We start from the raw sequence: 25,233 nt of genomic DNA on the forward strand, positions 1-25,233 counted from the left end.
AGGTCCTAGTCGGCGCCCAGGTCCGCTGTCCGCCGCAGGGCTGCCGCCTTGCCTTGGCCGCGCACAACACCGACGAGTCCCAGAATGATCAGGCCCAGCCCGGCGTAGGTGCCGGCGGGAAGCTGCTCGGCGAGGAACACCGCGGCCAGGATCGCCGCACCGGGGATCTCCAGCAGAATGATGGAGGACACGGTCAGCGCACCCAACGACGAAAGCAGGTGGTTGAAGATGCTGTGTCCCAAGAGTTGGGCGCACACCGTGAGTGCCACGATGCCGATCCACCCCTCCGGCGGGAAACCCCACAGGGGCTCGCCGAAGATCAGGCACAACCCCAGGAGTACAACTGCGGTCATGGAGTAGCACAGGGTGGTGTACGCGCCCGTGTCCATGGTCTCCCGCGCCTTGCTCCCCGCAAGGGTATAGGCGCCGGCCAGCACCCCGCCCAGAATCGCCAGGATGTCGCCCCGCAGGGCGTCCTCCGAGCCGCCCAGATCGAATCCCGTGATGACCACAACTCCCACGAAGGCAAGAACCATGCCCAGTGTGGCCTGGACGGGCAGCCGGATGCCGCGGAAGCGCTGGAAGAGAGCGATCCAGGCGGATTGGAGGCACACGAGGGCCGTGGCGGCCGCTACCGAAGTCAGCCTGATCGAGGTCGTGAAACAGACGAAGTGCAGGGCCAGCGCCACCGCCGCGGCCGCACTCCATCCCCATTCCCTCCGGCCGGCCTCGCGCAAACCCTTGGGGCGGCGGGCCATCACGGGAACGGCGGTCGCGGCCGCTCCGATGGCGTTGCGCCAGAAGGCCATGGCCATGGGGGGAACACTCGGTGTCGCCGCAATGATCGGGCCCGACGCGGACACGCCGAGCACGCCGATGGCGGCAAGAAGGATGATCACTGAACCACTCTAGGCGGGCACGGCTGGGCGACGCTGGACTCCGGCGGAGCCGCCCGAAAACGACGGAAGGTCCCGGCCTGTGGCCGGGACCTTCGATCTCACGGTGGAGGCAAGGGGACTCGAACCCCTAACCCCCTGCTTGCAAAGCAGGTGCGCTACCAATTGCGCCATGCCCCCGTGGGGACGGAGCTAGTCGATGTTGTCCGTCGACCCGCTCCATACGGATTTCTCCGCTTCGGTTTCCTTCCACTTCCGGTAGGTGAGGATTCCCGCGGCAGCGGCTGCCAGTATCAGCAGTTTCCGCATCGGGGCCTCGTTCATAGGTTACCGGAGGGAGGGATTCCGTGGGCGTACCAGGACTTGAACCTGGGACCTCTTCGTTATCAGCGAAGCGCTCTAACCGCCTGAGCTATACGCCCTCAGTGTCCCTTGAGGACGAGATATGACTTTACCCGAACATTTGGCCCATAAACAAATCGGTTCCCGGGCCGTGGTGCGCGCCACGTCCCGGGAACCGCATGGTCCGGCTTGGGCGGGGTGCCTAGTCGTCCGTCAGCGTCACGCCGATGCCGCCGACGAGGGTCGAGGAGATGTTGTAGAGGACGGCCGCGAGCATGGACAGCGCGGTCAGCAACACCACGTTCACCACGGCGATGATGGTGGCGAAGGACGCCACCTGGCCCAGTGACGCGAGCTGCTTCAGATCGAAACTGCTCTCCGTGCCGGCCACCTCGCGGAGCAGTTCATTGACCCGGTCGAAGATGCCCGTGAGGTCCAGCACCGACCAGAGGACAACGGAGGCGACAACTGTCACTATGCCCAGCGCGACGGAGAGCAGGAACGCCATTTTCAGGACCGACCAGGGATCGACCTTGCTCACCAAAAGGCGTGCCTTGCGGACCTTCGCCTTCGGTGCGGGGCGCACCAGCTGCTGCGGCCGCTGGCCGGACGCCGCCGGGCGCTGGCCCGCGGACGGCCGCTGCTGGCCCGGGGCGGCGGGCCGCTGACCGGTGCCGGCGGGTCGTTGCTGCGTCGACGGCGCCTGGCGTGGCGCCGCCGGACGGGCTCCGGCCGCCCCCGCGGGACGTGGGGTTCCCGGTCGGGGATTGTTGGGGGTGCTCACGCGTTACCTCCATCGATTTCGGTCTCGGTGGCCGCCTCGGCCGCTTCCAACACGACGCCGGCCCCGGCCAGGGCGTCGTCGGACGGGGTCGCGTCCTCCGCTGCCTGGATTTGGTCTGCATCCAACGGTACTGCATCGTCTTCCGCGTCCACCCCCAGACCACGCTCGGCGTTCTTGGCCACGGCGATGATGCGGTCCTTCTTGTCCGGCTTGGCGAAGATGACACCCATGGTGTCGCGGCCCTTCGCGGGAACCTGCTCCACGCGAGAGCGGACCACCTTGCCTCCGCCCATCACCACCAGGACCTCGTCCTCGGCCTGGACGATCAGCGCGCCCACAAGGTCGCCGCGGTCCTCCGCGAGCTTCGCGACCTTGATGCCGATTCCACCGCGGGACTGCACGCGGTACTCGTCGACGGAGGTGCGCTTTGCGTAGCCCCCCTCGGTGACCACGAACACAAAGGACTCGTCGCTGACGACGTCGGCAGCCAGAAGCTCGTCGTTGCCGCGGAACTTCATGCCCGTGACACCGGACGTGTTGCGCCCCATCGGTCGCAGCGCCTCGTCCGTCGCGGTGAACCGCACGGACTGGCCCTTCCGGGAAACCAGCATCAGGTCGTCGGTCTCGGACACCAACTGGGCGGAGACGAGCTCGTCGCCGTCGCGCAGGTTGATCGCGATCACGCCGGCGGAACGGTTGGTGTCGTAGTCCAGCAGTCGCGTCTTTTTGACCAGGCCGTTCCGGGTGGCGAGCACCAGGTACGGCGACTGCTGGTAGTCCCGCAGGTCCAGGACCTGGGCGATGTGCTCGTCGGGCTGGAAGGCCAGCAGGTTGGCGACGTGCTGGCCCTTCGCGTCGCGTCCCGCCTCCGCGAGCTCGTAGCACTTGGCGCGGTACACGCGGCCGTGGTTGGTGAAGAACAACAGCCAGTTGTGCGTGGTGGTGACGAAGAAGTGCTCGACGACGTCGTCCCCGCGTAGCTGCGCGCCCTTGATCCCCTTGCCGCCGCGGTTTTGTGAACGGTAGTTGTCGCTCCGCGTGCGCTTGACGTAGCCGCCGCGGGTGATGGTGACGACCATCTCCTCCTCGGGGATCAGGTCCTCCATGGACATGTCGCCGTCGTAGCCCATCAACACATTGGTGCGGCGGTCGTCGCCGTGCTTGTCGACGATCTCCTTGAGCTCCTCGGAGATGATGGTGCGCTGGCGCACAGGATCGGCGAGGATTGCCTTGAACTCGGTGATCATCAGTTCAAGTTCGGCGTGCCGGTCCTGGATCTTCTGGCGTTCCAGGGCCGCCAGCCTGCGCAGCTGCATGTCGAGGATGGCGCGTGCCTGGTCGTCGTCAATGTCCAGGAGCTCCATCAGCCCGGCACGGGCGGCCTCGGTCGTGCTCGAGGCGCGGATCAGCGCGATGACCTCGTCGAGGGCGTCGAGCGCCTTGAGCAGGCCACGCAGGATATGCGCCTCGGCCTCCGCCTTCCGCAGGCGGAACTGGGTGCGGCGCACGATGACGTCGATCTGGTGGGTGACCCAGTGGCGGATGAACGCGTCGAGCGAAAGCGTCCGGGGGACGCCGTCGACAATGGCGAGCATGTTCGCCGAGAAGTTGTCCTGCAGCTGCGTGTGCTTGTACAGGTTGTTTAGGACCACCTTGGCGACGGCGTCGCGCTTGAGCACAATCACGAGTCGTTGCCCGGTGCGGCCGGAGGACTCGTCGCGCAGGTCGGCAATCCCCTGGACCTTTCCATCCTTGACGAGGTCAGCGATCTTGACCGAGAGGTTGTCCGGGTTTGCCTGGTAGGGCAGCTCGGTGACCACCAGGCACGTGCGGCCCTGGAGTTCCTCGACGCTGACCACCGCGCGCATGGTGATGGAGCCGCGGCCGGTGCGGTACGCGTCTTCGATGCCCTTGTGGCCGAGGATGGTCGCTCCGGTCGGGAAGTCGGGTCCCTTGATGCGCTTCAGGAGCTCCTCGAGCAGCTCCTCCTTGGTCGCCTCGTGGTTCTCCAGGTACCACTGGACACCGTCCGCGACCTCGCGCAGGTTGTGCGGCGGGATGTTGGTGGCCATTCCGACGGCGATGCCGGACGAGCCGTTGACCAGCAGGTTGGGGAAGCGCGCCGGCAGGATCGTCGGTTCCTGGTTCTTGCCGTCGTAGTTGTCCTGGAAGTCGACGGTCTCCTCGTCGATGTCCCGGACCATTTCCATCGCCAGCGGCGCCATTTTGGTCTCGGTGTAACGCGGAGCGGCGGCGCCGTCGTTCCCGGGGGATCCGAAGTTGCCCTGCCCGAGGGCCAGCGGGTAGCGCATGGTCCAGTCCTGGATCAGCCGAACCAGAGCGTCGTAGATCGCGGTGTCGCCGTGCGGGTGGTACTGGCCCATGACCTCGCCGACCACACGGGCGCACTTGTTGTACGAGCGCTCGGGGCGGTAGCCGCCGTCGAACATCGCGTAGAGGACGCGGCGGTGGACCGGCTTGAGCCCGTCGCGCACGTCGGGCAGCGCGCGTCCGACGATGACGGCCATGGCGTAGTCCAGATAGGACCGCTGCATTTCCGTCTGCAAGTCGATCTGGTCGATCCGGTCCACAAAAGTCGTGGTCTCCGGCATGATCTGGCCCTCGACTTCGGGGCCGTCGGGGTTCTCGGGCGTCTCGTCGCTCATCGAATTCTTCCTTTAGTCACATCTGGGGGAACGCTCGGGCGGTGCGCTGGACTAGATGTCCAGGAAGCGCACGTCCTTGGCGTTCTGTTGGATGAAGTTGCGCCGCGATTCGACGTCCTCACCCATAAGCACCGAGAAGATCTGGTCCGCCGCTGCGGCGTCGTCCATGGTGATCTGGCGCAGTGTCCGGTGGTCGGGATCCATGGTGGTGTCCCAAAGCTCCGTGTAGTCCATCTCGCCGAGTCCCTTGTAGCGCTGGATGCCGTTGTCCTTGGGCAGCCGCTTGTTGGAGGCGGCGCCGGCCTTCAGGGCATCGTCGCGTTCCTTGTCGCTGAACACGTAGTCGTGCGGGGAGTTGGACCACTTGATCCGATACAGCGGCGGCATCGCCAGGTACACGTAGCCCTGCTCGATCAGCGGGCGCATGTAGCGGAAAAGCAACGTTAGAAGGAGGGTGGTGATGTGCTGGCCGTCGACGTCCGCATCGGCCATCAGGACGATCTTGTGGTACCTGAGCTTGGTCGCGTCGAACTCCTCGCCGATGCCCGTGCCGAAGGCCGTGATCATCGACTGGACCTCGGAGTTTCCGAGCGCCTTGTCCAGGCGGGCCCGCTCCACGTTAAGGATCTTGCCGCGCAGCGGAAGGATTGCCTGGGTCCGGGGGTCCCGGCCCCGCTTGGCCGAGCCGCCGGCCGAGTCGCCCTCCACGATGTAGACCTCGCACTCGGCCGGGTTCTTCGACGAACAGTCGGAGAGCTTGCCCGGCATGCCGAAGGTCTCCAGCGGGCTCTTGCGGCGGGCGTTGTCTCGCGCCTTGCGTGCCGCAAGGCGGGCCTGCGCCGCGAAAAGCGACTTGCGGATGATGTCACGCGCGGTGTTCGGGTTGCGCTCAAGCCAGTCGCCGAGCTCCTCGTTCACGACGCCCTGCACGTAGCCCTTGGCGATGGAGTTTCCGAGCTTGGTCTTGGTCTGGCCCTCAAACTGCGGCTCACCCAGCTTGACGGAGATGACGGCGGTCAGGCCCTCGCGGATATCGTCGCCGGTGAGATTGTCGTCCTTTTCCTTCAGGTGCCCCTTTTCGCGCGCGTAGCGGTTGATCAGCGACGTCATGGCGGCGCGGAACCCCTCCTCGTGGGTGCCGCCCTCATGGGTGTTGATGGTGTTCGCGTAGGTGTGCACGGACTCCGAGTAGGCCGTGGTCCACTGCATCGCGACCTCGACGGAGATCTGCTTGTCCTGGTCCTCGCTCTCGAAGGCGATGACGTCCTCGTGGACGAGTTCCACCTTCTTGGAGGCGTTGAGATGCTTGACGTAGTCGAGCAGACCGTCCTTGTACCAGTAGTCCACGACGCGGTGCTTGGGTTCCGCGGCTTCCGCGGCGCGCTCGTCGTCCTCCTCGGCAATCTCGTCGGCGGAATCCTCGATGGCGCGCTCGTCCGTCATGGTGATGCGCAGGCCCTTGTTCAGGAAGGCCATCTGCTGAAGGCGGGCCCGCAGGGTCTCGAAATCGAACTCGACCGTGTCGAAGATCGCCGGGTCCGCATAGAACGTTTGCGTTGTGCCCGTGGCGTCCGCGTCCTCGCCCTTCACCAGTTCACCCTGCGGCTTGCCGCCGTCGGCGAAGGACATCCGCCACACGCTTCCCTGGCGCCGCACCTCGGTGTCGACCCGGCGCGACAGCGCGTTCACCACGGATATGCCGACCCCGTGGAGACCGCCGGAAACCGCATAGCCGCCGCCGCCGAACTTTCCGCCGGCGTGCAGGATGGTCATAACGACCTCGACGGTCGGCTTGCCCTCGGTGGGGTGGATGTCCACGGGGATGCCACGCCCGTTGTCCTCGACCCGCACTCCGCCGTCGGCCTGGAGCGTGATCTTGATGTGGTCGCAGTACCCGGCCAGGGCCTCGTCCACGGAGTTGTCGACCACCTCGTAGACCAGGTGGTGCAGGCCGCGCGGGCCGGTGGATCCGATGTACATGCCCGGGCGCTTGCGCACGGCCTCGAGCCCTTCAAGGACGGTGATGTCGCTCGCGCCGTATTCGTGGGTTACCCGCCCGCTCGGCGAACCGTCGTTTGCGGCACCGGATGCGGGCACGGGCTGCACCGCTTCCTCCTGGGGCTGCCCTGCGCCGGAATCCACGGGATCTTCGGCGGGGTTTTCCTCGGGTGCGGTGTTCTCAGTATCCACAGGCGCTACAGACTCCTTGTGCATTCGCGGCTGGCGGCGCCCGGAAGGCCGCCACTCATGAACCGGCGTCCCACAGGATCGGGGGACGCCACGTCTTGAATTCTACCGCGAAACGCTGCAGGAAGCGCGCTGATCGGCCCCCAATAGGCTGCCACTGGCCAGAAAAGTGGCATAGAACGTCCTAAACCGCCCTCGGATGAGGGCGGGTATGGCTCACGGCCCCACGAGGCGCCTGTAGGCGCCAGCACCGGAAGCGACTCGGTGCCTCGGCGGCGGCCCCCGGTGACCTCCTATCCGTAGGTGTCGCGGGGTCCTCGGCCCTGTACCCTTCGCATCCCCTTGCGCCAGCTAGGCGCGGACGGGCCGATGACGCGGATGACTGTGACGACGCCGGGGCCAAGCTTCTCGTCGAAGGTCTTCAACAGGCTGTGGCTCAGCAGGCGCAGCTGCGTCGCCCACGCCGTGGAGTCGCAGCGCACGATGACGGTGGTTTCCTCGAAGCTCTCCGGCGTGCAGTGTGCGGAGATCTGGGGCCCGACCAACTCGGCCCACCTGGCAATGACGGATCCGACGGCGACGGGAGAGGTCCACCCCCGGTCCCGCACCATGCGGGAGAAAACATTGCCGATGCCCTGCGGGTCCCGTCCGTCGTCGTACTGGATGTCCGACGGCGACTTGCGCCGTTTGGCACGGACCTCCGACGCTCGCTCGACGGCGCGTTGCGCCTGGGCCGCGTTGATGCGGATCTCGCCGCGGGCCGAGGCCGCCTCGCGCATCCGGTTGAGCATGGCCCTCGCCGCATCGAACTCCACCGGGGACTTGTCTGACGCTCCCGGGGTAGGCTCGCCGGTCAAGGCTCCACCGTTCCGGGACCAACGCGCAGGACCGTTCCCCCCAGCTCCCCGGGCACGTCGGCCGGTACCGCCGCGGTGACAATGACCTGCTCGGCGTCGGCCACCACGGCCGCGAGCCTCCTGCGCCGGCCCGTATCGAGCTCGGCGAATACGTCGTCCAAGATCAGGATGGGACGGTGCCCTTCGCGCGGATCGTCCTCGCACATGGCCCTGTAGGCCGCCAAGCGCAGGGAGAGTGCCAGCGACCACGTTTCTCCGTGGGAGGCATACCCCTTGGCCGGGGCCGATCCGAGTCCGAGGAGGAGTTCGTCGCGGTGGGGGCCGACCAGGGTGAGTCCCCGCTCCAGTTCCTTCTTGCGGCGTGTGGCCAGGGTCGCGAGAAACATGGATTCGATCTCCGGGATGCCCGCCGTCGCCAGGACGTCGTCCATCGTGGACCGCGGGGGCGACGGTGAGTCGTCGTCCTCCAATTCCTCCAGGACGGTTGAACGGTAGAGAGCCGAGACCGACTTCGATCCGTCCGTTAGCCCCTCATATGCGGTGCCCAGATGCGGGGAGAGGAGGGCCACGATGTCCAGCCGCCCACGGAGCAGCCTGGCCCCGGCCTGCGCGAGGTGCTGGTCCCAGACGTCCAGGGTCGCCTCGTGGCCGGACGTGAATCGGCCCGCCGAGCGGGCGGACTTGAGCAGGGCGTTGCGCTGTTTGAGGACCCTCTCGTAGTCGCCACGCGTTGCGGCATGGTGAGGCTGAAGGGAGACCAGCAGGTCGTCCAGGAAACGGCGCCGGTTGGACGGGTCGCCCTTCACGAGCGCCAGGTCCTCCGGCGCGAAGAGCACGGTTCTGACAATGCCCAGGATGTCGCGGGCACGAACGGGGTTTGCACGGTTGATACGGGCCCGGTTCGCTTTTCCCGCGGTGATCTCCAACTCCACGGAGGTGGCCTGCGAGCCCCGTTGGATGCGCGCCCGAACAAGCGCCCGCTCGGCCCCGAATCGGATGAGCGCCGCGTCGCCGGACACGCGGTGGGAGGACAGCGTTGCGAGATATCCCAATGCCTCGGCAACGTTTGTTTTCCCGACGCCGTTGGGGCCCACAAGAACCGTGGTGCCGGCTGTCAGTTCGATGTCGACCTGCGCGTAGCTGCGGAAGTCGGTCAGGGAGATGTAAGAGGCAAACACCCGGGGAGGTTCCCCCTATTCGCCGGGACGCTTGACGGCGTGCCCGCCGAACTGGTTGCGCAACGCGGCCACCATCTTCATGGCAGGGGCATCGTCCTGGCGGGAAGCGAACCTGGCGAACACCGCGGCAGTGATTGCCGGGGCCGGAACGGCGTTGGAAATCGCCTCCTCGACCGTCCAGCGTCCCTCGCCGGAATCCTCGACGTATCCGGCAATGTTGGAGAGCTCCGGATCCTCCTTAAGAGCGTTGACCAGGAGATCAAGGAGCCAGGAACGGATCACCGTCCCCTCCTGCCATGCTGCGAAGGTGCCGGGAACGTCCTTGATGATGTCCTTCGCGGCCAGCAGTTCGTAGCCCTCGGCGTAGGACTGCATGATGCCGTACTCGATGCCGTTGTGGACCATCTTCGCGTAGTGGCCGGCGCCAACCTCACCGACGTGGACAAAGCTCTTCGACAACTCTCCTTGCGGCCTGAGGGCCTCGAAGACCGGCATGATCTCCGCTATGTCCGCCTCCGTTCCCCCGGCCATCAGGCCATACCCGTTGTCGAGGCCCCATACCCCGCCGGAGACGCCGCAGTCGACGAAGCGGATCCCGGCTTCGGCGAGATCGTGTGCGTGCCGTCGGTCGTCGCTGAAGCGCGTGTTGCCGCCGTCGATGACCAGATCGCCGCCGGATAGCTTGCCCTTGAGCTCGGTCACCACCGCATCGGTGATCTGTCCCGCGGGGACCATCAACCAGACCACCTTGGGTGTGGGAAGGGCCGCAAGCATCGCGTCAACGGTCGCCACGTCCGAAACCTCTGGATTGCGGTCGTAGCCCGTGACCTGGACACCGCCATTGCGCAGTCGGGCGCGCATGTTGAAACCCATCTTTCCGAGACCGATCAAACCTATGTGCACGGGGGTTCTCCTTGTCGTGGATGCGGGTCGGCGGACAAGCCGCTCTAGTTCGGAAGCCTCACAGGCATCACGAGGTACCGGTAGTCGTCCTCGTCGTCGCCGTCCAGCGATTTTTGGGCCGTCATCATGGCCGGCTTCGGAGCGGTCGTGAACGAGAAACGGACAAATTCGCTGTTGAAGGCGTTCAGCCCCTCACCCAAGTAGGCAGGGTTGAAGGCAACGGTGATGTCTTCTCCGTCGAGCTGGGCCTCGATGGACTCCTCGGCCTGGGCGTCCTCTCCGGTTCCGGCGTCGAGTGCCAGCTGTCCCTCGGTGAAAGCCAGACGGACGGGTGTGTTGCGCTCGGCGACGACCGCGACGCGGCGAACCGCCTCAACGAGTTCCGTGGTCTTGACCGTGGCGTGGATCGGGGTGTTCTCGGGGAACAGCGACCGGATCTTTGGGTAGTCGCCATCGACGAGGAGCGACGTGGTGCGCCGGCTGCCGCTTTCGAAACCAATGAGGTCGTTGCTTTCGCCAAGCGCAATCTTGATGTCACCGGACCCGCCCAAGGTCTTGGCAACCTCGTTCAGCGTTTTGGCCTTGACCAGCGCCGACGTTGAGATTCCAGGCGTCGTGGGCCTCCAAGAAACCTCGCGGAGGGCCAGACGGTAGCGGTCCGTGGCGAGGAACGTGATGAGGTCGTCCTCAATCTCCATCTTGACGCCGGTGAGGATCGGCAGAGTGTCGTCCTTGGACGCGGCGACGATGACTTGGCTGATGGCTTGGGCGAAGGCCTCGCCATCCACCACGCCGGCGATTTCGGGGAGAACGGGCAACGATGGGTAGTCGGCCACGGGCATGGTGGCCAGGTGGAACCGGCTGCGCCCGCACGTGACGGTGACCTTGGTGCCCTCGGTCTCGATGGTGACCCGGGCTTGCGGCAGGCTGCGGCAGATCTCCGCCAAAAGCTTTCCCGAAACCAGGATGGTTCCCTCTTGGGTGGTGTCGGCGGGTATCTCGAGATGTGCGGAAATCTCGTAGTCAAAGCCTGCCAGTGAAACCACGCTGTTCTCTGCGGTGATCAGGATTCCGGAGAGAACGGGGGACGGCGGACGCTGGGACAGTGAGCGGGCAGTCCAGGACACGGCTTCCGCCAGGACGTCCCTTTCGACACTGAACTTCACGTAGTTCCGCCTTTCACAGCACATGGGATGACAGGTTTCCGTTGCAAGCTTAGCCGGAAGGCCAGAACTGGGAATACCAGCTTCTGAACGCGCGGAGCGGGAAGGTCGGTCGATGTGCGGAACGGGAACTTGTTATCTGGAATCTCATAAAAGTTGGGATTCGTAGTGTTAATAAGTCCTGTGGATTCTGTGGATAACCCTGATCCGCGGTGCGGGAAAGCCAATTATGCATGTGCACAACATGTTGGTTCGCGAAGGCTAAGTGCAGGTGTCCGGTGGACAAGATTCCGCGTCGTTTAAGGGATCCACAGGAGCGGGGGCAGTTATGCGCAGGTTTAAGGCCTTCGTCCACTTAACTATCCACAGCTTTATCCACACCTGTGGTTTTCGCCGCAATCTCGGGGTTTTACCGCTTGGGTTCAGCCCTCGCGTTGCTGCTGCTTGATCCTGTTGGTTAGCTCGGTCACCTGGTTGAATATCGCTCGGCGCTCGGCCATCAGTTCGCGGATCTTGCGGTCGGCGTGGATGACGGTCGTGTGGTCGCGGCCTCCCATTTCTTGACCGATCTTCGGCAAGGACATGTCCGTCAGCTCGCGCAAGAGGTACATGGCGATCTGCCGGGCCGTGACAAGCGTCCTTGTGCGCGACTTGCTGTTGAGTTCCTCGATGCTGAGATTGAAGTACTCGGCCGTCTGGGCAACGATTGCGGCCGGCGTGATCTCCTGCGCGCCCTCGTCGGTAATGAGGTCCTTGAGCACCGTCTCGGCCAGTGCCATGTCCACGCCCTGGCTATTGAGCGAGGCGAAGGCCGTCACCCTGATGAGGGCGCCCTCCAGTTCGCGGATGTTGGTCGAGATCTTGGAGGCGATGTACTCCATCACGTCGTCGGGCGCCGAAAGACCCTCGGCCGTCGCCTTCTTGCGCAGGATGGCGATCCTGGTCTCGAGTTCGGGCGGTTGGATGTCCGTCAACAGGCCCCACTCGAAGCGCGAGCGCATCCGGTCCTCGAAGCCGGCCAGCTGCTTGGGCGGAAGGTCGGACGTGATCACCACTTGCTTATTGTGGTTGTGCAGGGCGTTGAAGGTATGGAAAAACTCCTCTTGGGTGGCGTCCTTGTTCGCCAGGAACTGGATGTCGTCAATGAGGAGAATGTCCACGTTCCGGTAGGTCTGCTTGAAGCTTGCGCCCTCGTCGTCGCGGATGGAGTTGATGAAGTCGTTGGTAAATTCCTCCGAGTTCACATATCTAACGCGGATGCCGTTGTAGAGGTGGCGGGCGTAGTGGCCGATCGCGTGCAGCAGGTGCGTCTTGCCCAGGCCGGAGTCGCCGTATATGAACAGCGGGTTATATGCCTTGGCGGGCGCCTCGGCGACCGCGACGGCGGCCGCGTGGGCGAATCGGTTGGAGGACCCGATCACGAATGTGTCGAAAATGTACTTGGGGTTGAGCCGCCCAAATTCCTGGGACGTGGAGGGCGGCGAGGGCTGCGGACGGTTGTCGCTCACGCGCTCCTTGGGAACGGGCGGCTTCTCGGCTTCCTTCGGTTCCGGCGAAGGCTCGGGCACCAAATCCGAATCGATGCTGAACGCGCAGAGGATGTCGTCCTGGAACACTTGGCGCAGCGCGTCGTCGAGGGGGCTCTTGAGTTGGGTCTGCAGGACTTCGCGCGTGAGTTCGTTGGGGACGGCAAGGAGAAGGGTGGTGCCGATGAGCCCCTGGGGCTGGGCGAGTACAACAAACCCCCGCTGACGCGGCGTGACCCGGTCGTCCTGTTCCAGGTTGCGCACCACCTGGCGCCACGCGCTGCCCACGGTGTTCGATTCTTCCGTGCTCACAATTGCAGTCCCCTCAGAGGTATTGCCGCCGGCTCGGCGATGGATCCCGGCCCGACAAAGAGCGAAAGGCGTCGACGGGACTTTTGATTCTATCGGTCATCCACAGTGTTATTCACAGACAGTGGATAACTCGTGGCTCCTTCGGTGGCGCACGGCGAGGGGCGGAATAGAGGCGAAATTGCCGGAATGGCGGCGATGCGGGGCCGAAATAGTGCGGAACGCGGGCCGCACGTACGGTGCCACTTGTCCACATCTGTGGATTCGCTACGCACAGGGTGTGGGAACTCACGCTAGAGTTGGGGGAAGTAAACGGCGAGCCACCGTCGTCCCGGGCCGATAGTCCCCGGTTTGACGCGGGGGGCCTCTTTGCCCTACCGTTATTTAGTCCTGTGTGTGTGTTTTCAGTGATTCCGTACGCCCTCCATCCGGTTGGACAGGGGGACTGCGGCACTTGGGAGACCGCCACTAAGAATTCGAGCGTCAGCCTGTTCTTCCCCCTCGTAGCAACGGGTTAAGGCGCATCAAATGATCGTCTTGGAGTTACTACTGTGAGCAAGCGGACTTTTCAGCCGAATAACCGCCGTCGTGCCAAGAAGCACGGCTTCCGTCTTCGTATGCGCACCCGCGCCGGCCGCGCCATCCTGGCAGCACGCCGCGGCAAGGGCCGTACCGAACTTTCTGCATAGCATCGAGCGGACCCGTACGGACCGCCCGCATCCTCCCGTGAGTGTTCTCTCGCGCGGCTTCGGCGCCTGACGCCATGTTGCCGAAGGAACACCGGATGCGGTCCTCCGGGGAATTCTCGAACACCGTACGTTCCGGTGCCCGTTCTGGGCGCCGGAACGTAGTGCTATATGCACGTTCCCGGATCGATGAGGGCACACACGTGCCCACTCGGTTCGGGTTCATTGTGTCCAAGGCCGTTGGGAACTCCGTGAAGCGCAACCTCGTTAAACGAAGGTTGAGGGCTGTGGCCGCCCAGGCCATGGCACGCCACGGTCACGGATACGACGTTGTTGTGAGGGCCCTGCCGCCCGCGGCCGGCGCCAGCTGGAGCGAACTGTCGGGCGAGGCCGCCGAAGCCCTCGCCGCGGTGTGTCGCTCGGCGGATCGCAAGGCGGCCTCGAACAGGGCAGGGAAGGACAACCATGGCATCGCGTGAGAGCCGCGTGGCCCCCGGCATCGTCCGGTCGCTCCTCGATGTGCCCCGCAATGCAGTGGTTCTCCTGCTCAAGGCCTACCGGGCCGTCGTATCCCCTCTCTACGGCGACGTTTGCCGTTACTTCCCCAGCTGTTCCGCCTACGCGCTCGAGGCCGTCACGGTCCACGGCGTCGTGAAGGGCTGCAGCATGGCGGCCTACAGGGTCCTTCGATGTAATCCTTGGAGCCATGGGGGCATCGACCATGTCCCCGCCGGGCGCCGGATTTGGCCGGAGGGCCACACCCCAAAGATCATGGTGATGAATCATCCGCCGATTCCCGCCGACGATGATGCCGCTGATGCGGCTCGAGGAGCATGACCGTTAATGGAATTCTTTGACACGCTGCTGTGGCCCTTCCGCCAGGTGGTCTCGTGGATCCTCTGGGCGTTCCACGAACTGTTTACCTGGTTCGGCATGGATCCGAACTCCGGCTGGACTTGGACGCTGTCCATCGTCTTCCTGGTGCTCCTCATCCGCACCGCCCTGATCCCGGTTTTCGTCAAGCAGATCAAGGCTCAGCGCGCCATGCAGGCGCTTCAGCCCGATCTGCGGAAGCTTCAGGCCAAGTACAAGGGCAAGAAGGACCAGCTTTCGCAGCAGGCGATGATCGCCGAGCAGCGGGAGCTCTTCAAGAAGCACAAGACCAACCCCCTCTCCTCGTGCCTGCCCATTCTGGTGCAGATGCCGTTCTTCTTCGCGCTCTTCACGGTTCTGAACAACGCGGCAAAGGCCAGCCAGTCCGGCGAGCCCATCGGCGCACTGTCCGCGGCCCATATCCGAAGCTTCGACCAGTCTTCGATTTTCGGCGCGAAGCTGTCAGATACGTTCCTGGCCACGCTCAACTCCGGCGCGCCCAGCATCGCCGTCATCATCACCGCCCTGCTGATGATCATTGCCATGACCGCTTCGCAGTTCATTACGCAGAAGCAGATCATGTCCAAGAACATGACCAAGGAGGCCCTGGAGGGCCCCTTTATGCAGCAGCAGAAGATGATGCTCTACATCCTCCCGCTGGTGTTCGGCATCGGCGGCATCAACTTCCCCATCGGCGTGCTGATCTACTGGACCGCGTCGAACGTGTGGACGTTGGGACAGCAGTTCTATGTCATCCGCAACAACCCGACGCCCGGCTCCCAGGCGGAGAGGGAGCTGAACGAGCGACGGGCGGCCAAGGGCCTGCCGCCGCGCGGGCAGAAGAAGGTCGAGGAGACCGTTCCGGAGGTCGTTGAGCCCAAGGTGCAGCGCTCGCAGCCACAGCGCAAAAACAGGAAGAGGAAGTAGTCCATGAGCAACGTTGACGAGACCGCCACGCCGCTGGACACAACCTCGGAGGAAGCCGACGACGAGAACTCGCCGAGCCGGCTGGAGGAAGAGGGCGACGTCGCAGCCGACTACCTCGAGGAGCTTCTGGACATCGCCGATATAGACGGCGACATTGATATTGAGGTGCGTGGCGGACGGACCTACATCTCGATCGTGAACGAGGATGGCGACGACGAACAGCTGAGCGGCCTGGTGGGCCGTGGGGGCGAGACGCTGGAGGCCCTGCAGGAGCTCACGCGCCTTGCGGTCTTGACCGCAACGGGAAACCGATCGCGCCTTGTGCTGGACATCATTGGCTACCGCAAGGGTCGTGCCGGCGAGCTGCAGACGGTTGCCGAGGAGGCCGTCGCCAAGGCCCGTGAGACGCGTGAGGACGTCGCGTTGCCGCCCATGAGCGCCTACGAGCGCAAGCTCGTGCACGACGCTGTTGCGGCACTCGGCCTCCACAGCGAGTCCGACGGCGAAGGCGCGCGCAGGCACATTGTTGTGTCTGTCGACGAGGCCTGAGCGAATCAAGGGAAAGCGGAACCACGTGAGCTTGCAGCATGAACCCACGGCCGAGGAACGCCGTGCCGCCGAAACCGTGTTCGGCGACCGCCTCCCCCTTGCCGAGAGGTACGTTGAGCACCTTGCGACGTCGGGGATGGAACGCGGCCTTTTGGGTCCGCGAGAGGTGCCGCGCCTATGGGGCCGGCATGTGCTCAATTGCGGCGTTGTCGCGGGTCTGATTGCCGAAGGATCCGAGGTGGCGGACGTGGGAAGCGGCGCGGGATTGCCGGGGCTGACTTTCGCGATCGCACGCCCCGACCTTTCCGTGACCCTGATTGAGCCCCTTGAGCGGCGGTGCATCTGGCTCACGGAGGTGACCGAGGACCTGGGGCTGTCCAACGTCACGGTCTACCGATCGCGCGCCGAACAGGCAGTGGGACACGTTGAGGCCGACGTCGTCACGGCGCGGGCCGTGTCGGCATTGAGCAACCTCGCCGGGCTGACCATTCCGTTGCTTGGTGGTGCGGGAGAGGTTCTGGCCATTAAGGGCCGGAGCGCGGCCGAGGAGATCGAGAAGGCGGCCAAGACCATCCGTAAATTGGGGGGCAGGGGTACAGAGGTGCTCACTGTCGGCGAGGACGTCCTCGAAGAACCCACAACGGTGGTCCGCATCCGCGTTGGCTGAGGCCGACCCGATAGTCTGTACTGGTGGTCCCGAGGCCATGCTGTGCGTTTAGGAGGATTTGAAGTGAAGAAATCGGGAAGCAAGATTCCCCCGTTTGCCGCACTCTTCAGTTCCTCAAACGGTCTTCGGACGGAAAATCAACCTGTCACGGTTGGCGACGGTCCAAAACCCGATGTTTCACGTGAAACTGTCGCCGAAGTGCGGGACAACGATCCGGTTCCGGCTGTTACGACGGACGAGGAATCCGCACGGTTGCAAGAAGCAGTTCAGGCTCGAGCAGAGGCATCGGTTCAGAACGTTATGGACACCATGGACGACAGCACGCCGCTGGCAAGTGAACTCGCCAGCGAAAACAAGCGGCGGGAGCGGTTGAGCGGCCGCCAGCTGCCGCGCCCTGGAGAGACCCGATGTTTCACCGTCAGCAACCAAAAGGGCGGGGTCGGTAAGACGACGACGACGGTCAATATCGCGGCCGCTTTGGGTAGCGCCGGCCTGAACGTGTTGGTGGTCGATATCGACCCGCAGGGGAATGCATCCACCGCGTTGGGGATCGAGCACCACGCGGATGTGGACAGCATCTATGACGTTCTCATCAACGACGTCCCGCTCGCAGAAGTCGTGGCTCCTTGCCCAGACGTCGAGAATCTTGTGGTGGCCCCAGCCACCATTCACCTTGCGGGAGCTGAGATCGAGTTGGTTTCGCTCGTGGCTCGTGAGCAGCGGCTTCGGCGGGCACTGGACCAGTACGCGAAGTACCGCGAGGAGAACGCCCTCCCCCGCCTTGACTATGTCTTCATCGACTGCCCCCCGAGCTTGGGTCTCTTGACGGTGAACGCCTTCGTCGCAGCTCGCGAGGTGTTGATTCCGATCCAGTGCGAGTACTACGCGCTTGAGGGTCTCAGCCAGCTGCTGAACAACATCGAAATGATCCAGAAGCACCTGAACGCGGATCTTGTGGTGTCGACTATCCTCTTGACGATGTACGACGGCAGGACGAATCTCGCCTCTCAGGTGGCCGCCGAAGTTCGAGAACATTTCCCCAATCAGGTTTTGCGGGCCCTGATCCCTCGAAGCGTCCGCATTTCTGAGGCGCCCAGCTATCAACAGACCGTGATGACTTACGATCGCAACTCAACGGGCGCGCTTTCCTACCTCGAGGCAGCAACGGAGATTGCCGAACGCGCGTAGCCTCCCGGGGCGCGACAAAAAAGCCAAGTAGACTCGTCCTCGAGCATTCACGCCCGCCATCCGCGGGCCACGCGCCGAGAGGAAGTCACATGGCGGAAAAGCGTCGAGGATTGGGACGAGGACTGGGGGCGCTGATTTCGAGCGCACCCAGCGCTGGTGCGGATGTTGAATCCGGACCCGAGTTGCCGCATCCGGGGGCGGATCAGGCCGCCAAAGACCGGCCGGCCGGCCAGCCTGGTGTTTCACGTGAAACGGAGCGCGGGAACGCTACGGGCTCCCGGAACGCCAGCGGGCCCCCTAAGGACCGTAGCGCTGTGCCATCCACTCCGGCCGCATCCACGGACCCCCGAGCCGTTAGCGTCGAGCCTGCGGCCGCGCAGGGAGATGCGAAAGGGTCGGCGACCACGTCGGCGAAGAAGGAGTTGGCGTCTGAGTTGAGCGCCAGTGCGGCGGGCCAAAAGACAGCGCGGCAGCGCAAGACTCGCCCGGTGGACATGTTCTTCGCGCCCGGAAAGAGTGAGGAAGACGGCCGAGGCGCATCAACGGCACCTGAAGCCGAATCGGATCGGACTGCAGCACCACGCGCCAGGACCAAAGCAAATCCGAAGCGCCCCCAGATGCCTGATTTCATCGGCGAGGTGCGGAGCCGAGCCGCCGAGGAGGCCGCGGAGGGGATCGCCGACGAGCCATCACTGGAACGCGCAGCCGACACGCCCAAAAGTCCCGATGTCACGGTGGAACCCCGGGAGGGAACGGTCGCGTCAGCGGAGGTTTCACGTGAAACCCTCGTGGAGGTTCCGGGCGCCTCGTTCGCGGAGATCCCTGTCGGCAACATCCACCCCAACCGGAAACAACCGCGCACCGAGTTCGACCAAGACGACATGGCCGAGCTCGTTCACTCGATCAAAGAGGTGGGCCTATTGCAGCCCATCGTAGTGCGACCCTCCGCGGAGGGCGGCGAGCGCGACTATGAGCTCGTTATGGGTGAGCGCAGGTGGCGGGCGACACAAGAGGCTGGCCTCGCGACCATCCCCGCAATCGTTCGGGCAACCTCGGACATGGACCTTTTGCGGGATGCCCTTCTGGAGAATCTACACCGATCCCAGTTGAATCCCCTGGAAGAGGCGGCCGCTTATCAGCAGCTGCTGCAGGAATTCGGCTGCACGCAGGAACAACTCTCAGACCGCATCGGACGTTCGCGGCCGCAGATCTCGAACACCATTCGACTGATGAAGCTTCCTGCGCTCGTGCAACGCCGTGTTGCCGCTGGTGTACTGAGCGCCGGACACGCTCGCGCGCTGTTGGCGCTGGTCGACGCAGGCGACATGGAGCGGTTGGCGCAGCGGATTGTCAATGAAGGGCTCTCCGTGCGGGCCACGGAGGAGATCGTAGCGCTGAGCGATGGCCTACGGCGTCCCGCAAAAGACCCCACCCCGCGGCCCAATGCGCGGCACGAACGCTTGGACTTCCTGGCCACGGCCCTTTCGGACAGACTGGACACCAGCGTCAAGATCACGCTTGGTGCGAAGAAGGGCCGTGTCAGTATCGAGTTCGCAAGTGTTGACGACCTGAATCGCATCATGGGAGTCATCGCGCCGGGGAGTCCCAACTAGCTGAGTTCAACCCGGGATGTACGCAGGGGTGCTGTTTCACGTGAAACAGCACCCCTGCGGTCCCTGTGGAGACTCCTGTCTCCGTCCGTTGACTGATGCCGGCCCTCCCCATTTCTCTGGGGTGTCCCTGGAGGTCACCGTAGCCCACGTGCGTTCTGGGCACCTCCCGCCAGTCGACCTGCCCTCGCCCCGGGGCCCTATACCTGAGTGCGCGTTCGATTTCGTCGACGCTGAGCAGTAGGCCTTTTGAGATCCTTTCTATTGAAGCCGCGGCAGCAGGGTCGTGGGCCGACGATTGCACTTCTCATCGGTGTGTTCCCAATTCGGTGTTTCACGTGAAACGCAGCAGGCCTTATCGAAGAGAGGTAGCGAGTAGGCCCTCATCGCAGAAACCTGTCTTTGCGCCTATGCCGGCGTGCATGGGCAACATGTCTCCGGCCCAAAGGTCTGTGGTTTCACGTCAAATATTCGACATCCAGCAGTATCGTGTTGCTTGCCTGGGTCGGTCCAGGACCACAAACGCGGTGTTCCTACCGAGGCATTTCGCGTGCCAGCTGTGGTCTGGCGAAGGTTATGGAAGGACTGGGCTGCAACCCGGCATGCAATCGTAAATCCGTGTTTCAGCAACGATACGAGGCCCCAGGGCAGATACGCACACAACGGATCCACACATGAGGCGAACCTGCCGCGGTGAGCCAAATCGGCTTCGGTGTAGTGTTTCGAAACCGAAAACACCTGTTAGTGTTGAAGATGTCGGCCCTATGCTGGGGTCAGTAGGGCATCTCAACCAGCCCTTTGCGGATCTCTGAATGCCGCATCCAGGCGTGAGCGTCGGAGCAACTGTACCTGCCGCGCAGTCGGGATCGTCCTGTGCCTCTTGACCTGTATTGGCCGTTCCGCTTGCACCAGACACGGATAGACCAAAGTCAAGATGTGCATGCGTCAAGACTGCGCATGGGCTGGTGTCTTCCATCGACCAATCTGGGCCGGGGGCGCGCGGCGCGGTGTTTCACGTGAAACGCCAACTGCCTGAACACAATCGCAGAAGAGGACCGGCTATCGCGCGGCGAATGGGCCGAAATACAGGACTGATCGATGCGCACAGCATTCGAAGAACACTCGTAGCCTGCCTACGTCGAAAGGCTGCCTGTCTCTACGTGTACACGTTGCGTGCCAGACGACGCTGCGGAGTGCGGCGCGACAGATCGCGGCGACGCACTGAATGCCTCTTTGGTCTGCACATCAGATGTATTCGGCCTGCATCTGATGAGCATCTGCGCGATGGCAATCAACGCTCTATGCATGCGTTCGGGCCGAGTGAACCACTGCGTGTGAGCACCTGCGTGTGAGGAACCCCGCATGGCAGCGCAAAATTGATCTAACCGGAGGTGCCCGGACGTTGCCTGGACCAGTGCCAGGGCCCGGGCAATGTGAAGCTTCGTGATCATACTTCACGGTGATCGATCGGGCGGACGATGGGACTATAGCGATATTCGGCCTGGGCAAACACCGAACCAATAAGACATTGGACGCGCTGTCAGGCGTCAGCAGTCGTTGCGTTTTCGCAGGAATCCTCTCGGGAACGGGCAGTCATGAGATCCGTGCGCTGTTTCACGTGAAACACGGTCACTGTCAGTCGAGGTCTTCGAGTCGGCGGTTCCCCACAACGTGGAAAGGAGCGCCGTGCGCCATCGATTTGTAACGCGACATGCGCGTACGAGGGCCGTTCAGGGCAGCCAGCATTGTGGGAAGTCCGGTCGGCTGCGACTTGGTCGTGGCTGATGCTAGCGATCCGCGCGTTGGAAGTGCAGGCGGATACGGCCGACTGGGAGCGCCGACGTCGGGGGGCTACCAGGGCCGACTAGATGGAGCTTGTCTCGACAGGAAACAAACGTGGCATCATCGATGCCCAGCCATCATGCTGCGTTCGCGCCTTGCCACGGAACGTCCGGGCGTAATCCGCGATGCTTCGGGGAACCTCGCCGACACGAAGTGTGCCGGCGGTCTGGTGGCCGGCCAGTCGACGTGGCCGCCTCATCGGCCCGATGCACCGCTGTGGCCATACCGCGGGCCTTGCCGCGAGCTATTATCAGTCCGCGTACACGCGATCTCTCCATGCGGTGGCTTGGATCAATCCCGGCCATCCGAGCTGCCCCCAAGCGGTGCCAGGATCTTGACCGTTCCACCGCTCCTGCTTCGTCCGCCGAGCTTGCGCGGGTCACGACCGCCAGCCGCTCTTTGGTCTGGTGAGGTGCCCGCCCCCACCATGGCGCGGGGCACGTGCGGACTCATCGGGACCGGCGTGCCCGTTCCTACCACTTGTCCGTACTCTACAAAACTTCGGACGCGCTGAAACTGTACGGTGCCCGGAAGACATCCAATTCTGGATGTGGAGTCCGCGATGCCCAAGGATGCGCGAGTGACGCTGCTCTAACAACGAAGATCGGTTGTTTAGTGGGTCAAGTTTCCTTGGAGCATTCGCACCCGTGCCGTGTCCCGCGCTTGGCCCCTTGGCTCGACGCGCCTGCCATTTTTGGTCGGCAGGCAGGACTCGGGACTCGATGCTGGCATGAGAAAGGGACCTGCTCCGAGGATCACCTCGGAACAGGTCCCTTGTATCCTGCCGCGGACTGCCGGCGGGTGTTCTTCCCCTAGAGGTAGGCAGCGAACTCCTGCTCGATGATCTGCTTGGGCTTCGCGCCGATCGAGCTGGCCACGTGCTCGCCGCCCTGGAAAACGAAGACGGCGGGGATGCTGGTGATGCCGTACTTGGCGGCAATCGCCGGGTTCTCGTCCACGTTCACCTTGACGACGTCGATCTTCTCGGCGTGCTCCGCCGCGATCTGATCAAGGATGGGCGAGAGTTTGCGGCACGGTCCGCACCATTCGGCCCAGAAGTCCACGAGGACCGGCTTGGCCGATTCGAGAACTTCGGCCTGGAAAGTTGCGTCTGAAACGTCCTTGGCATGGCTCATTGTGTAAACCCTTTCTCTGGGGGACTAAAGGCTGGCGCCGGCGGTTTGGGCCTGTGATGCGTGAAGGTCGGAGAGGTAGTGCTCGACGTCGAGCGCGGCCACGCAGCCTGAGCCTGCTGCCGTGACGGCTTGGCGGTAGGTGGGGTCGATGACGTCGCCTGCCGCAAAAACGCCCGCGATGTTGGTCTTGGAGCTGCGACCCTGGACGGCGATGGTGCCCTCCGCCGTCAGGTCAAGCTGCTCCTTGACAAGTTCGGTGCGGGGATCGTTGCCGATCGCCACGAACACTCCGGTCACGGGAAGCGTGGAAGTGCCCCCGTCGAGGAGGTTGCGAAGCTTCAGGCCGGTGACCTTCGCGTCGCCCTCGAACCCGTCCACCGCTGTGTTCCACACGAACTCGATCTTTGGGTGCTCCAGGGCACGGTCGGCCATGATCTTCGACGCGCGCAGCGTGTCGCGGCGGTGGACGACGGTGACTTTGGACGCGAACTTCGTCAGGAACAGGGCCTCCTCCATCGCCGAATCCCCGCCGCCGACGACGGCGATCTCCTGATCGCGGAAGAAGAACCCGTCGCACGTCGCACACCACGACACCCCGTGGCCCGAGAGCCGCTTTTCGTCCGGAACGCCCAACTCGCGGTATGCGGACCCGGTGGACACGATCACCGCATGGGCACGATGAACGTCCCCGTTCGCCAAGACGACGGTCTTGACGTCCCCAGAGAGCTCAACGGAGGCCACGTCCTCGAACAGAACCTCGGCGCCGAAGCGCTCCGCCTGCGCCTGCATGTTGTCCATCAGGTCCGGGCCCATGATCCCGTCACGGAACCCCGGGAAGTTCTCCACATCGGTGGTGTTCATCAGCTCGCCACCGGCGGTTACGGACCCCGCCACAACGAGCGGGGAAAGGTTCGCCCGGGCCGTGTACACGGCCGCCGTGTAGCCGGCCGGACCGGAACCGATGATGATGACGTCGCGGATGGCGTCGGTAGTCTCAGTGGCCACGCGGGGTGAACCTCTCTGTAGGGCCGGGGGGCACGTCGCCCTCCGAATCGATTGATCGAGTCTGCCCTGCACAACGAGTGTGGGCAAGCTCGTATTCCCGGACTCGGGTCTAGGAGACCTTGATCTCGGCGACCTGCAGGCCGTATGGCCGCGAGTTGTTGGACGTCGACGCCAAACGGGGCAGTTCCGTCACGTTGATGAAGACGTACTGCGCCTTGGCCGGTCCGCCGTCGTCCCCCGTGACGGGCACCGTGACGGTGGGACCGGTGAACGAGCCGGACGTGACCTCCGTGGCCGACCCCAGGTCATCGGTGTCCCCGACGCGGATCTCGAACTCCCCCCCGGTCCCGTTCAGGCCGGACAGCTCGACTGATGAGACGTCGGACTCCTCCTCGAGTTCCACCACCAACACCATGTTGGAGGCGAAACCTCCGAACTGGGGCTGGGTGAAGGAATACGACCGGTAAAGGCTGCCCTGGCTGCCGTCGATGGCGTTGGCCAGGGTGGAATCGGTCTCGGCGTTCAGGGCCTGGTTGCCGGGGACCACTCGGGTGAGGCCGGCGATCTCGGGTTCCACGACGGCCGCGCCTGACGATTCGGCGGCGCCGCTGGTGGGTGCGCCGCTGTTCTGTCCCTCGCTGGCCGCCGAGCTGTTGCCGGCAACCGGACCCGGACCGGCGTCGGACCCGAGGTTGTTGAACGCGAAGACCACGGCGACGATCAGCAGGATGCCCAGCACGGCTCCGACGATAAGGCGCGTGGCCTTCTTGCCACCGTCGGATTCGTCCTCGTTGTCCTCGTAGTCGTCGTCGGCATATTCCGCGGGCCGGGATGGCTCCTGGAAGTTGCGGGCGCCGGCGGGGAAGACGGAGGCCTTGCGCGCGGCGCCTTCTTCGACCGGCGGAGGGACCGTTTCGGTGGCCCCGGTGGAAGTCACATCCGCCGAGGCGGCCGCCGCGGGCGCTGCCGCGGTACCCGCGCCGGTCCGGCCGTTTGAATCATCGTTGGAGGCGGCCTCGTCGTCGTTATACATGGAGACCTTGGACGACGTCGGGTGTGCGGCGGTCCGCGGCTCGGGGGCGGCGGGCTGAGCCTGCGTGGACGCCTCGGGTACCTCGCTGCGGACGGTGGAGGAAGCGGGGGCGGCGGACGGCCTGGGCGGAACCTGCGCGGCGGCAGCGGACGCCGCTCCGGAGTCGGGGCCGGCCTGAGTCTCCGCGCCACGTGCGCTGGACGGTTGTCCATCGGTCTCGGTGTCGTCGTCGGCGGCCTGACGGCCCGACACGGCGGCACTCGCCGCCGCGCCGGCACCGGCTGGACCGACGCCGGCCTCCCGGCCCTTGCCGAAGCGCGACTTGAAGCCGGAAAGACGCTCGGTCAGGTTGATCTCGGGGAGGCGGTCCATCACGCCCGGACGGTTCTCCTCCTGGGCGCGCAGCTCCTCGTAGTACTCGTCGTCGTCCTCGTAGACGTGGGGCTCGAGGGAGCGGGTCTCACCGAAGATCTCGGAGCCGAGGGTGTCCGTGTAGAACGGCTCGACGAAGGGTTCGTCGCGTTGGATGACAAGGTCCAACAGGTCCGCGGGATCGGCGGTGTTGGTGATCAGATAGGTGCTTCCGTCGGAAATGCCCAGGTCGAGGACCTGCATGGAACCGTAGCGCTCCCCAGTGGCGATCTCACGGGCGCTGGTGGCAACCTGACTGGCGTTCTCGGAGGACGCGACGAGGATGCTGACCTCGCGGTTGAGCACTTGGTCGGTGCCGTCCAGGACTACGTCGCCGTCAGCGGAGGCCAGAACGACTCCAGAGACCTTGTAGCGGCCGCCGAGTACTGCTCCGACATCGATGGGCTGCGACACTATTCCCTCCCGGGATTGGATGGTGGGTGCGACTGCACCCGCGTCAATTGCTCATACCATGCTACCGGTGTGTGCTCCGCG

The 25,233-nt window shown here is 64.3% G+C and carries 21 protein-coding genes and 2 tRNA genes; 8 read left to right on the forward strand and 15 right to left on the reverse strand.

From position 1 onward, the window contains the following. Window positions 1-5: 5 nt before the first annotated feature. The 12 genes from AC3ZJJ_RS15705 to dnaA all read right to left on the reverse strand — a co-directional run bounded on the left by AC3ZJJ_RS15705 (window position 6) and on the right by dnaA (window position 12,814). Window positions 6-899, reverse strand: coding sequence for a DMT family transporter (locus AC3ZJJ_RS15705; protein WP_489892752.1), 894 nt, complete (start codon window positions 897-899; stop codon window positions 6-8). 104 nt (window positions 900-1,003) lie between these two features. Then, window positions 1,004-1,076: transfer RNA gene (locus tag AC3ZJJ_RS15710), tRNA-Ala, on the reverse strand. A 12-nt stretch (window positions 1,077-1,088) separates the two neighbouring features. After that, a complete protein-coding gene (locus AC3ZJJ_RS15715) occupies window positions 1,089-1,205 on the reverse strand; it encodes a DLW-39 family protein (RefSeq protein ID WP_489892753.1) in 117 nt (38 codons plus the stop codon). 39 nt (window positions 1,206-1,244) lie between these two features. After that, window positions 1,245-1,318 (reverse strand) — tRNA-Ile (locus AC3ZJJ_RS15720). Between the two features lie 122 nt (window positions 1,319-1,440). Continuing rightward, entirely contained in the window at window positions 1,441-2,022 is a 582-nt protein-coding gene (locus AC3ZJJ_RS15725; RefSeq protein WP_489892754.1) for a DUF3566 domain-containing protein, read from the reverse strand. Then, the gene (gyrA, locus tag AC3ZJJ_RS15730) at window positions 2,019-4,688 is read right to left on the reverse strand and encodes a DNA gyrase subunit A (RefSeq protein ID WP_489892755.1); all 2,670 of its coding nucleotides are present in this window, start codon (window positions 4,686-4,688) and stop codon (window positions 2,019-2,021) included. Before gyrA ends, AC3ZJJ_RS15725 begins: the two co-directional genes overlap by 4 nt. Before the next feature lie 51 nt (window positions 4,689-4,739). After that, window positions 4,740-6,785, reverse strand: a complete 2,046-nt coding sequence (gyrB, locus tag AC3ZJJ_RS15735) for a DNA topoisomerase (ATP-hydrolyzing) subunit B (protein WP_489895867.1) — start codon at window positions 6,783-6,785, stop codon at window positions 4,740-4,742. A 383-nt stretch (window positions 6,786-7,168) separates the two neighbouring features. Beyond that, complete coding sequence (locus AC3ZJJ_RS15740; RefSeq protein ID WP_489892756.1) at window positions 7,169-7,732, reverse strand: DciA family protein; 564 nt, start codon at window positions 7,730-7,732, stop codon at window positions 7,169-7,171. Next, window positions 7,729-8,910 (reverse strand): DNA replication/repair protein RecF, encoded by a 1,182-nt coding sequence (gene recF / locus AC3ZJJ_RS15745; protein WP_489892757.1) that lies wholly within the window; start codon window positions 8,908-8,910, stop codon window positions 7,729-7,731. Before recF ends, AC3ZJJ_RS15740 begins: the two co-directional genes overlap by 4 nt. A 15-nt stretch (window positions 8,911-8,925) precedes the next feature. Then, a complete protein-coding gene (gene gnd, locus AC3ZJJ_RS15750) occupies window positions 8,926-9,813 on the reverse strand; it encodes a phosphogluconate dehydrogenase (NAD(+)-dependent, decarboxylating) (protein ID WP_489892758.1) in 888 nt (295 codons plus the stop codon). Between the two features lie 44 nt (window positions 9,814-9,857). Further along, window positions 9,858-10,979 carry a DNA polymerase III subunit beta gene (gene dnaN, locus AC3ZJJ_RS15755; protein WP_489892759.1) on the reverse strand — a complete coding sequence of 374 codons (1,122 nt, stop codon included), beginning with the start codon at window positions 10,977-10,979 and terminating at the stop codon, window positions 9,858-9,860. Window positions 10,980-11,398: 419 nt separating this feature from the next. After that, window positions 11,399-12,814 carry a chromosomal replication initiator protein DnaA gene (dnaA, locus tag AC3ZJJ_RS15760; RefSeq protein ID WP_489892760.1) on the reverse strand — a complete coding sequence of 472 codons (1,416 nt, stop codon included), beginning with the start codon at window positions 12,812-12,814 and terminating at the stop codon, window positions 11,399-11,401. 548 nt (window positions 12,815-13,362) lie between these two features. On the opposite strand from dnaA, the gene rpmH reads away from it, so the two are divergent. The 8 genes from rpmH (at window position 13,363) to AC3ZJJ_RS15800 (ending at window position 19,314) form a co-directional block, all read left to right on the forward strand. Beyond that, window positions 13,363-13,500 carry a 50S ribosomal protein L34 gene (rpmH, locus tag AC3ZJJ_RS15765; protein ID WP_003800212.1) on the forward strand — a complete coding sequence of 46 codons (138 nt, stop codon included), beginning with the start codon at window positions 13,363-13,365 and terminating at the stop codon, window positions 13,498-13,500. A 95-nt stretch (window positions 13,501-13,595) separates the two neighbouring features. Further along, entirely contained in the window at window positions 13,596-13,976 is a 381-nt protein-coding gene (gene rnpA, locus AC3ZJJ_RS15770) for a ribonuclease P protein component (RefSeq protein WP_489892761.1), read from the forward strand. Further along, complete coding sequence (gene yidD, locus AC3ZJJ_RS15775) at window positions 13,963-14,334, forward strand: membrane protein insertion efficiency factor YidD (protein ID WP_489892762.1); 372 nt, start codon at window positions 13,963-13,965, stop codon at window positions 14,332-14,334. Before rnpA ends, yidD begins: the two co-directional genes overlap by 14 nt. A gap of 6 nt (window positions 14,335-14,340) precedes the next feature. Then, window positions 14,341-15,297: a membrane protein insertase YidC gene (gene yidC / locus AC3ZJJ_RS15780; RefSeq protein ID WP_489892763.1), complete on the forward strand. Its 957-nt coding sequence runs from the start codon at window positions 14,341-14,343 to the stop codon at window positions 15,295-15,297. Between the two features lie 3 nt (window positions 15,298-15,300). After that, a complete protein-coding gene (locus AC3ZJJ_RS15785) occupies window positions 15,301-15,846 on the forward strand; it encodes a Jag family protein (protein ID WP_489892764.1) in 546 nt (181 codons plus the stop codon). Window positions 15,847-15,871: 25 nt separating this feature from the next. Further along, window positions 15,872-16,513: a 16S rRNA (guanine(527)-N(7))-methyltransferase RsmG gene (gene rsmG / locus AC3ZJJ_RS15790; RefSeq protein WP_489892765.1), complete on the forward strand. Its 642-nt coding sequence runs from the start codon at window positions 15,872-15,874 to the stop codon at window positions 16,511-16,513. A 63-nt stretch (window positions 16,514-16,576) separates the two neighbouring features. After that, the gene (locus tag AC3ZJJ_RS15795) at window positions 16,577-17,701 is read left to right on the forward strand and encodes a ParA family protein (RefSeq protein WP_489892766.1); all 1,125 of its coding nucleotides are present in this window, start codon (window positions 16,577-16,579) and stop codon (window positions 17,699-17,701) included. Window positions 17,702-18,195: 494 nt separating this feature from the next. After that, window positions 18,196-19,314: a ParB/RepB/Spo0J family partition protein gene (locus AC3ZJJ_RS15800; protein ID WP_489895869.1), complete on the forward strand. Its 1,119-nt coding sequence runs from the start codon at window positions 18,196-18,198 to the stop codon at window positions 19,312-19,314. A gap of 2,651 nt (window positions 19,315-21,965) precedes the next feature. Here the strand turns inward: AC3ZJJ_RS15800 and trxA are convergent. The 3 genes from trxA to AC3ZJJ_RS15815 form a co-directional block, all read right to left on the reverse strand. Continuing rightward, window positions 21,966-22,289 carry a thioredoxin gene (trxA, locus tag AC3ZJJ_RS15805; RefSeq protein WP_489892767.1) on the reverse strand — a complete coding sequence of 108 codons (324 nt, stop codon included), beginning with the start codon at window positions 22,287-22,289 and terminating at the stop codon, window positions 21,966-21,968. Window positions 22,290-22,313: 24 nt separating this feature from the next. Beyond that, window positions 22,314-23,294 carry a thioredoxin-disulfide reductase gene (gene trxB, locus AC3ZJJ_RS15810; protein ID WP_489892768.1) on the reverse strand — a complete coding sequence of 327 codons (981 nt, stop codon included), beginning with the start codon at window positions 23,292-23,294 and terminating at the stop codon, window positions 22,314-22,316. Between the two features lie 109 nt (window positions 23,295-23,403). Continuing rightward, window positions 23,404-25,152 carry an ABC transporter substrate-binding protein gene (locus AC3ZJJ_RS15815; protein WP_489892769.1) on the reverse strand — a complete coding sequence of 583 codons (1,749 nt, stop codon included), beginning with the start codon at window positions 25,150-25,152 and terminating at the stop codon, window positions 23,404-23,406. Between the last annotated feature and the right edge of the window lie 81 nt (window positions 25,153-25,233).

The sequence above is a fragment of the Arthrobacter sp. AOP29-A2-19 genome (assembly GCF_058138025.1).

Coding starts and splice junctions, on each gene's coding strand:
- AC3ZJJ_RS15715 (WP_489892753.1), bottom strand. CDS start 1,205: ATGCGGAAACTGCTGATACTGGCAGCCGCTGCCGCGGGAATCCTCACC.
- gyrA (WP_489892755.1), bottom strand. CDS start 4,688: ATGAGCGACGAGACGCCCGAGAACCCCGACGGCCCCGAAGTCGAGGGC.
- rnpA (WP_489892761.1), top strand. CDS start 13,596: ATGCGGTCCTCCGGGGAATTCTCGAACACCGTACGTTCCGGTGCCCGT.
- yidD (WP_489892762.1), top strand. CDS start 13,963: ATGGCATCGCGTGAGAGCCGCGTGGCCCCCGGCATCGTCCGGTCGCTC.
- yidC (WP_489892763.1), top strand. CDS start 14,341: ATGGAATTCTTTGACACGCTGCTGTGGCCCTTCCGCCAGGTGGTCTCG.
- AC3ZJJ_RS15785 (WP_489892764.1), top strand. CDS start 15,301: ATGAGCAACGTTGACGAGACCGCCACGCCGCTGGACACAACCTCGGAG.
- AC3ZJJ_RS15800 (WP_489895869.1), top strand. CDS start 18,196: ATGTTCTTCGCGCCCGGAAAGAGTGAGGAAGACGGCCGAGGCGCATCA.
- trxA (WP_489892767.1), bottom strand. CDS start 22,289: ATGAGCCATGCCAAGGACGTTTCAGACGCAACTTTCCAGGCCGAAGTT.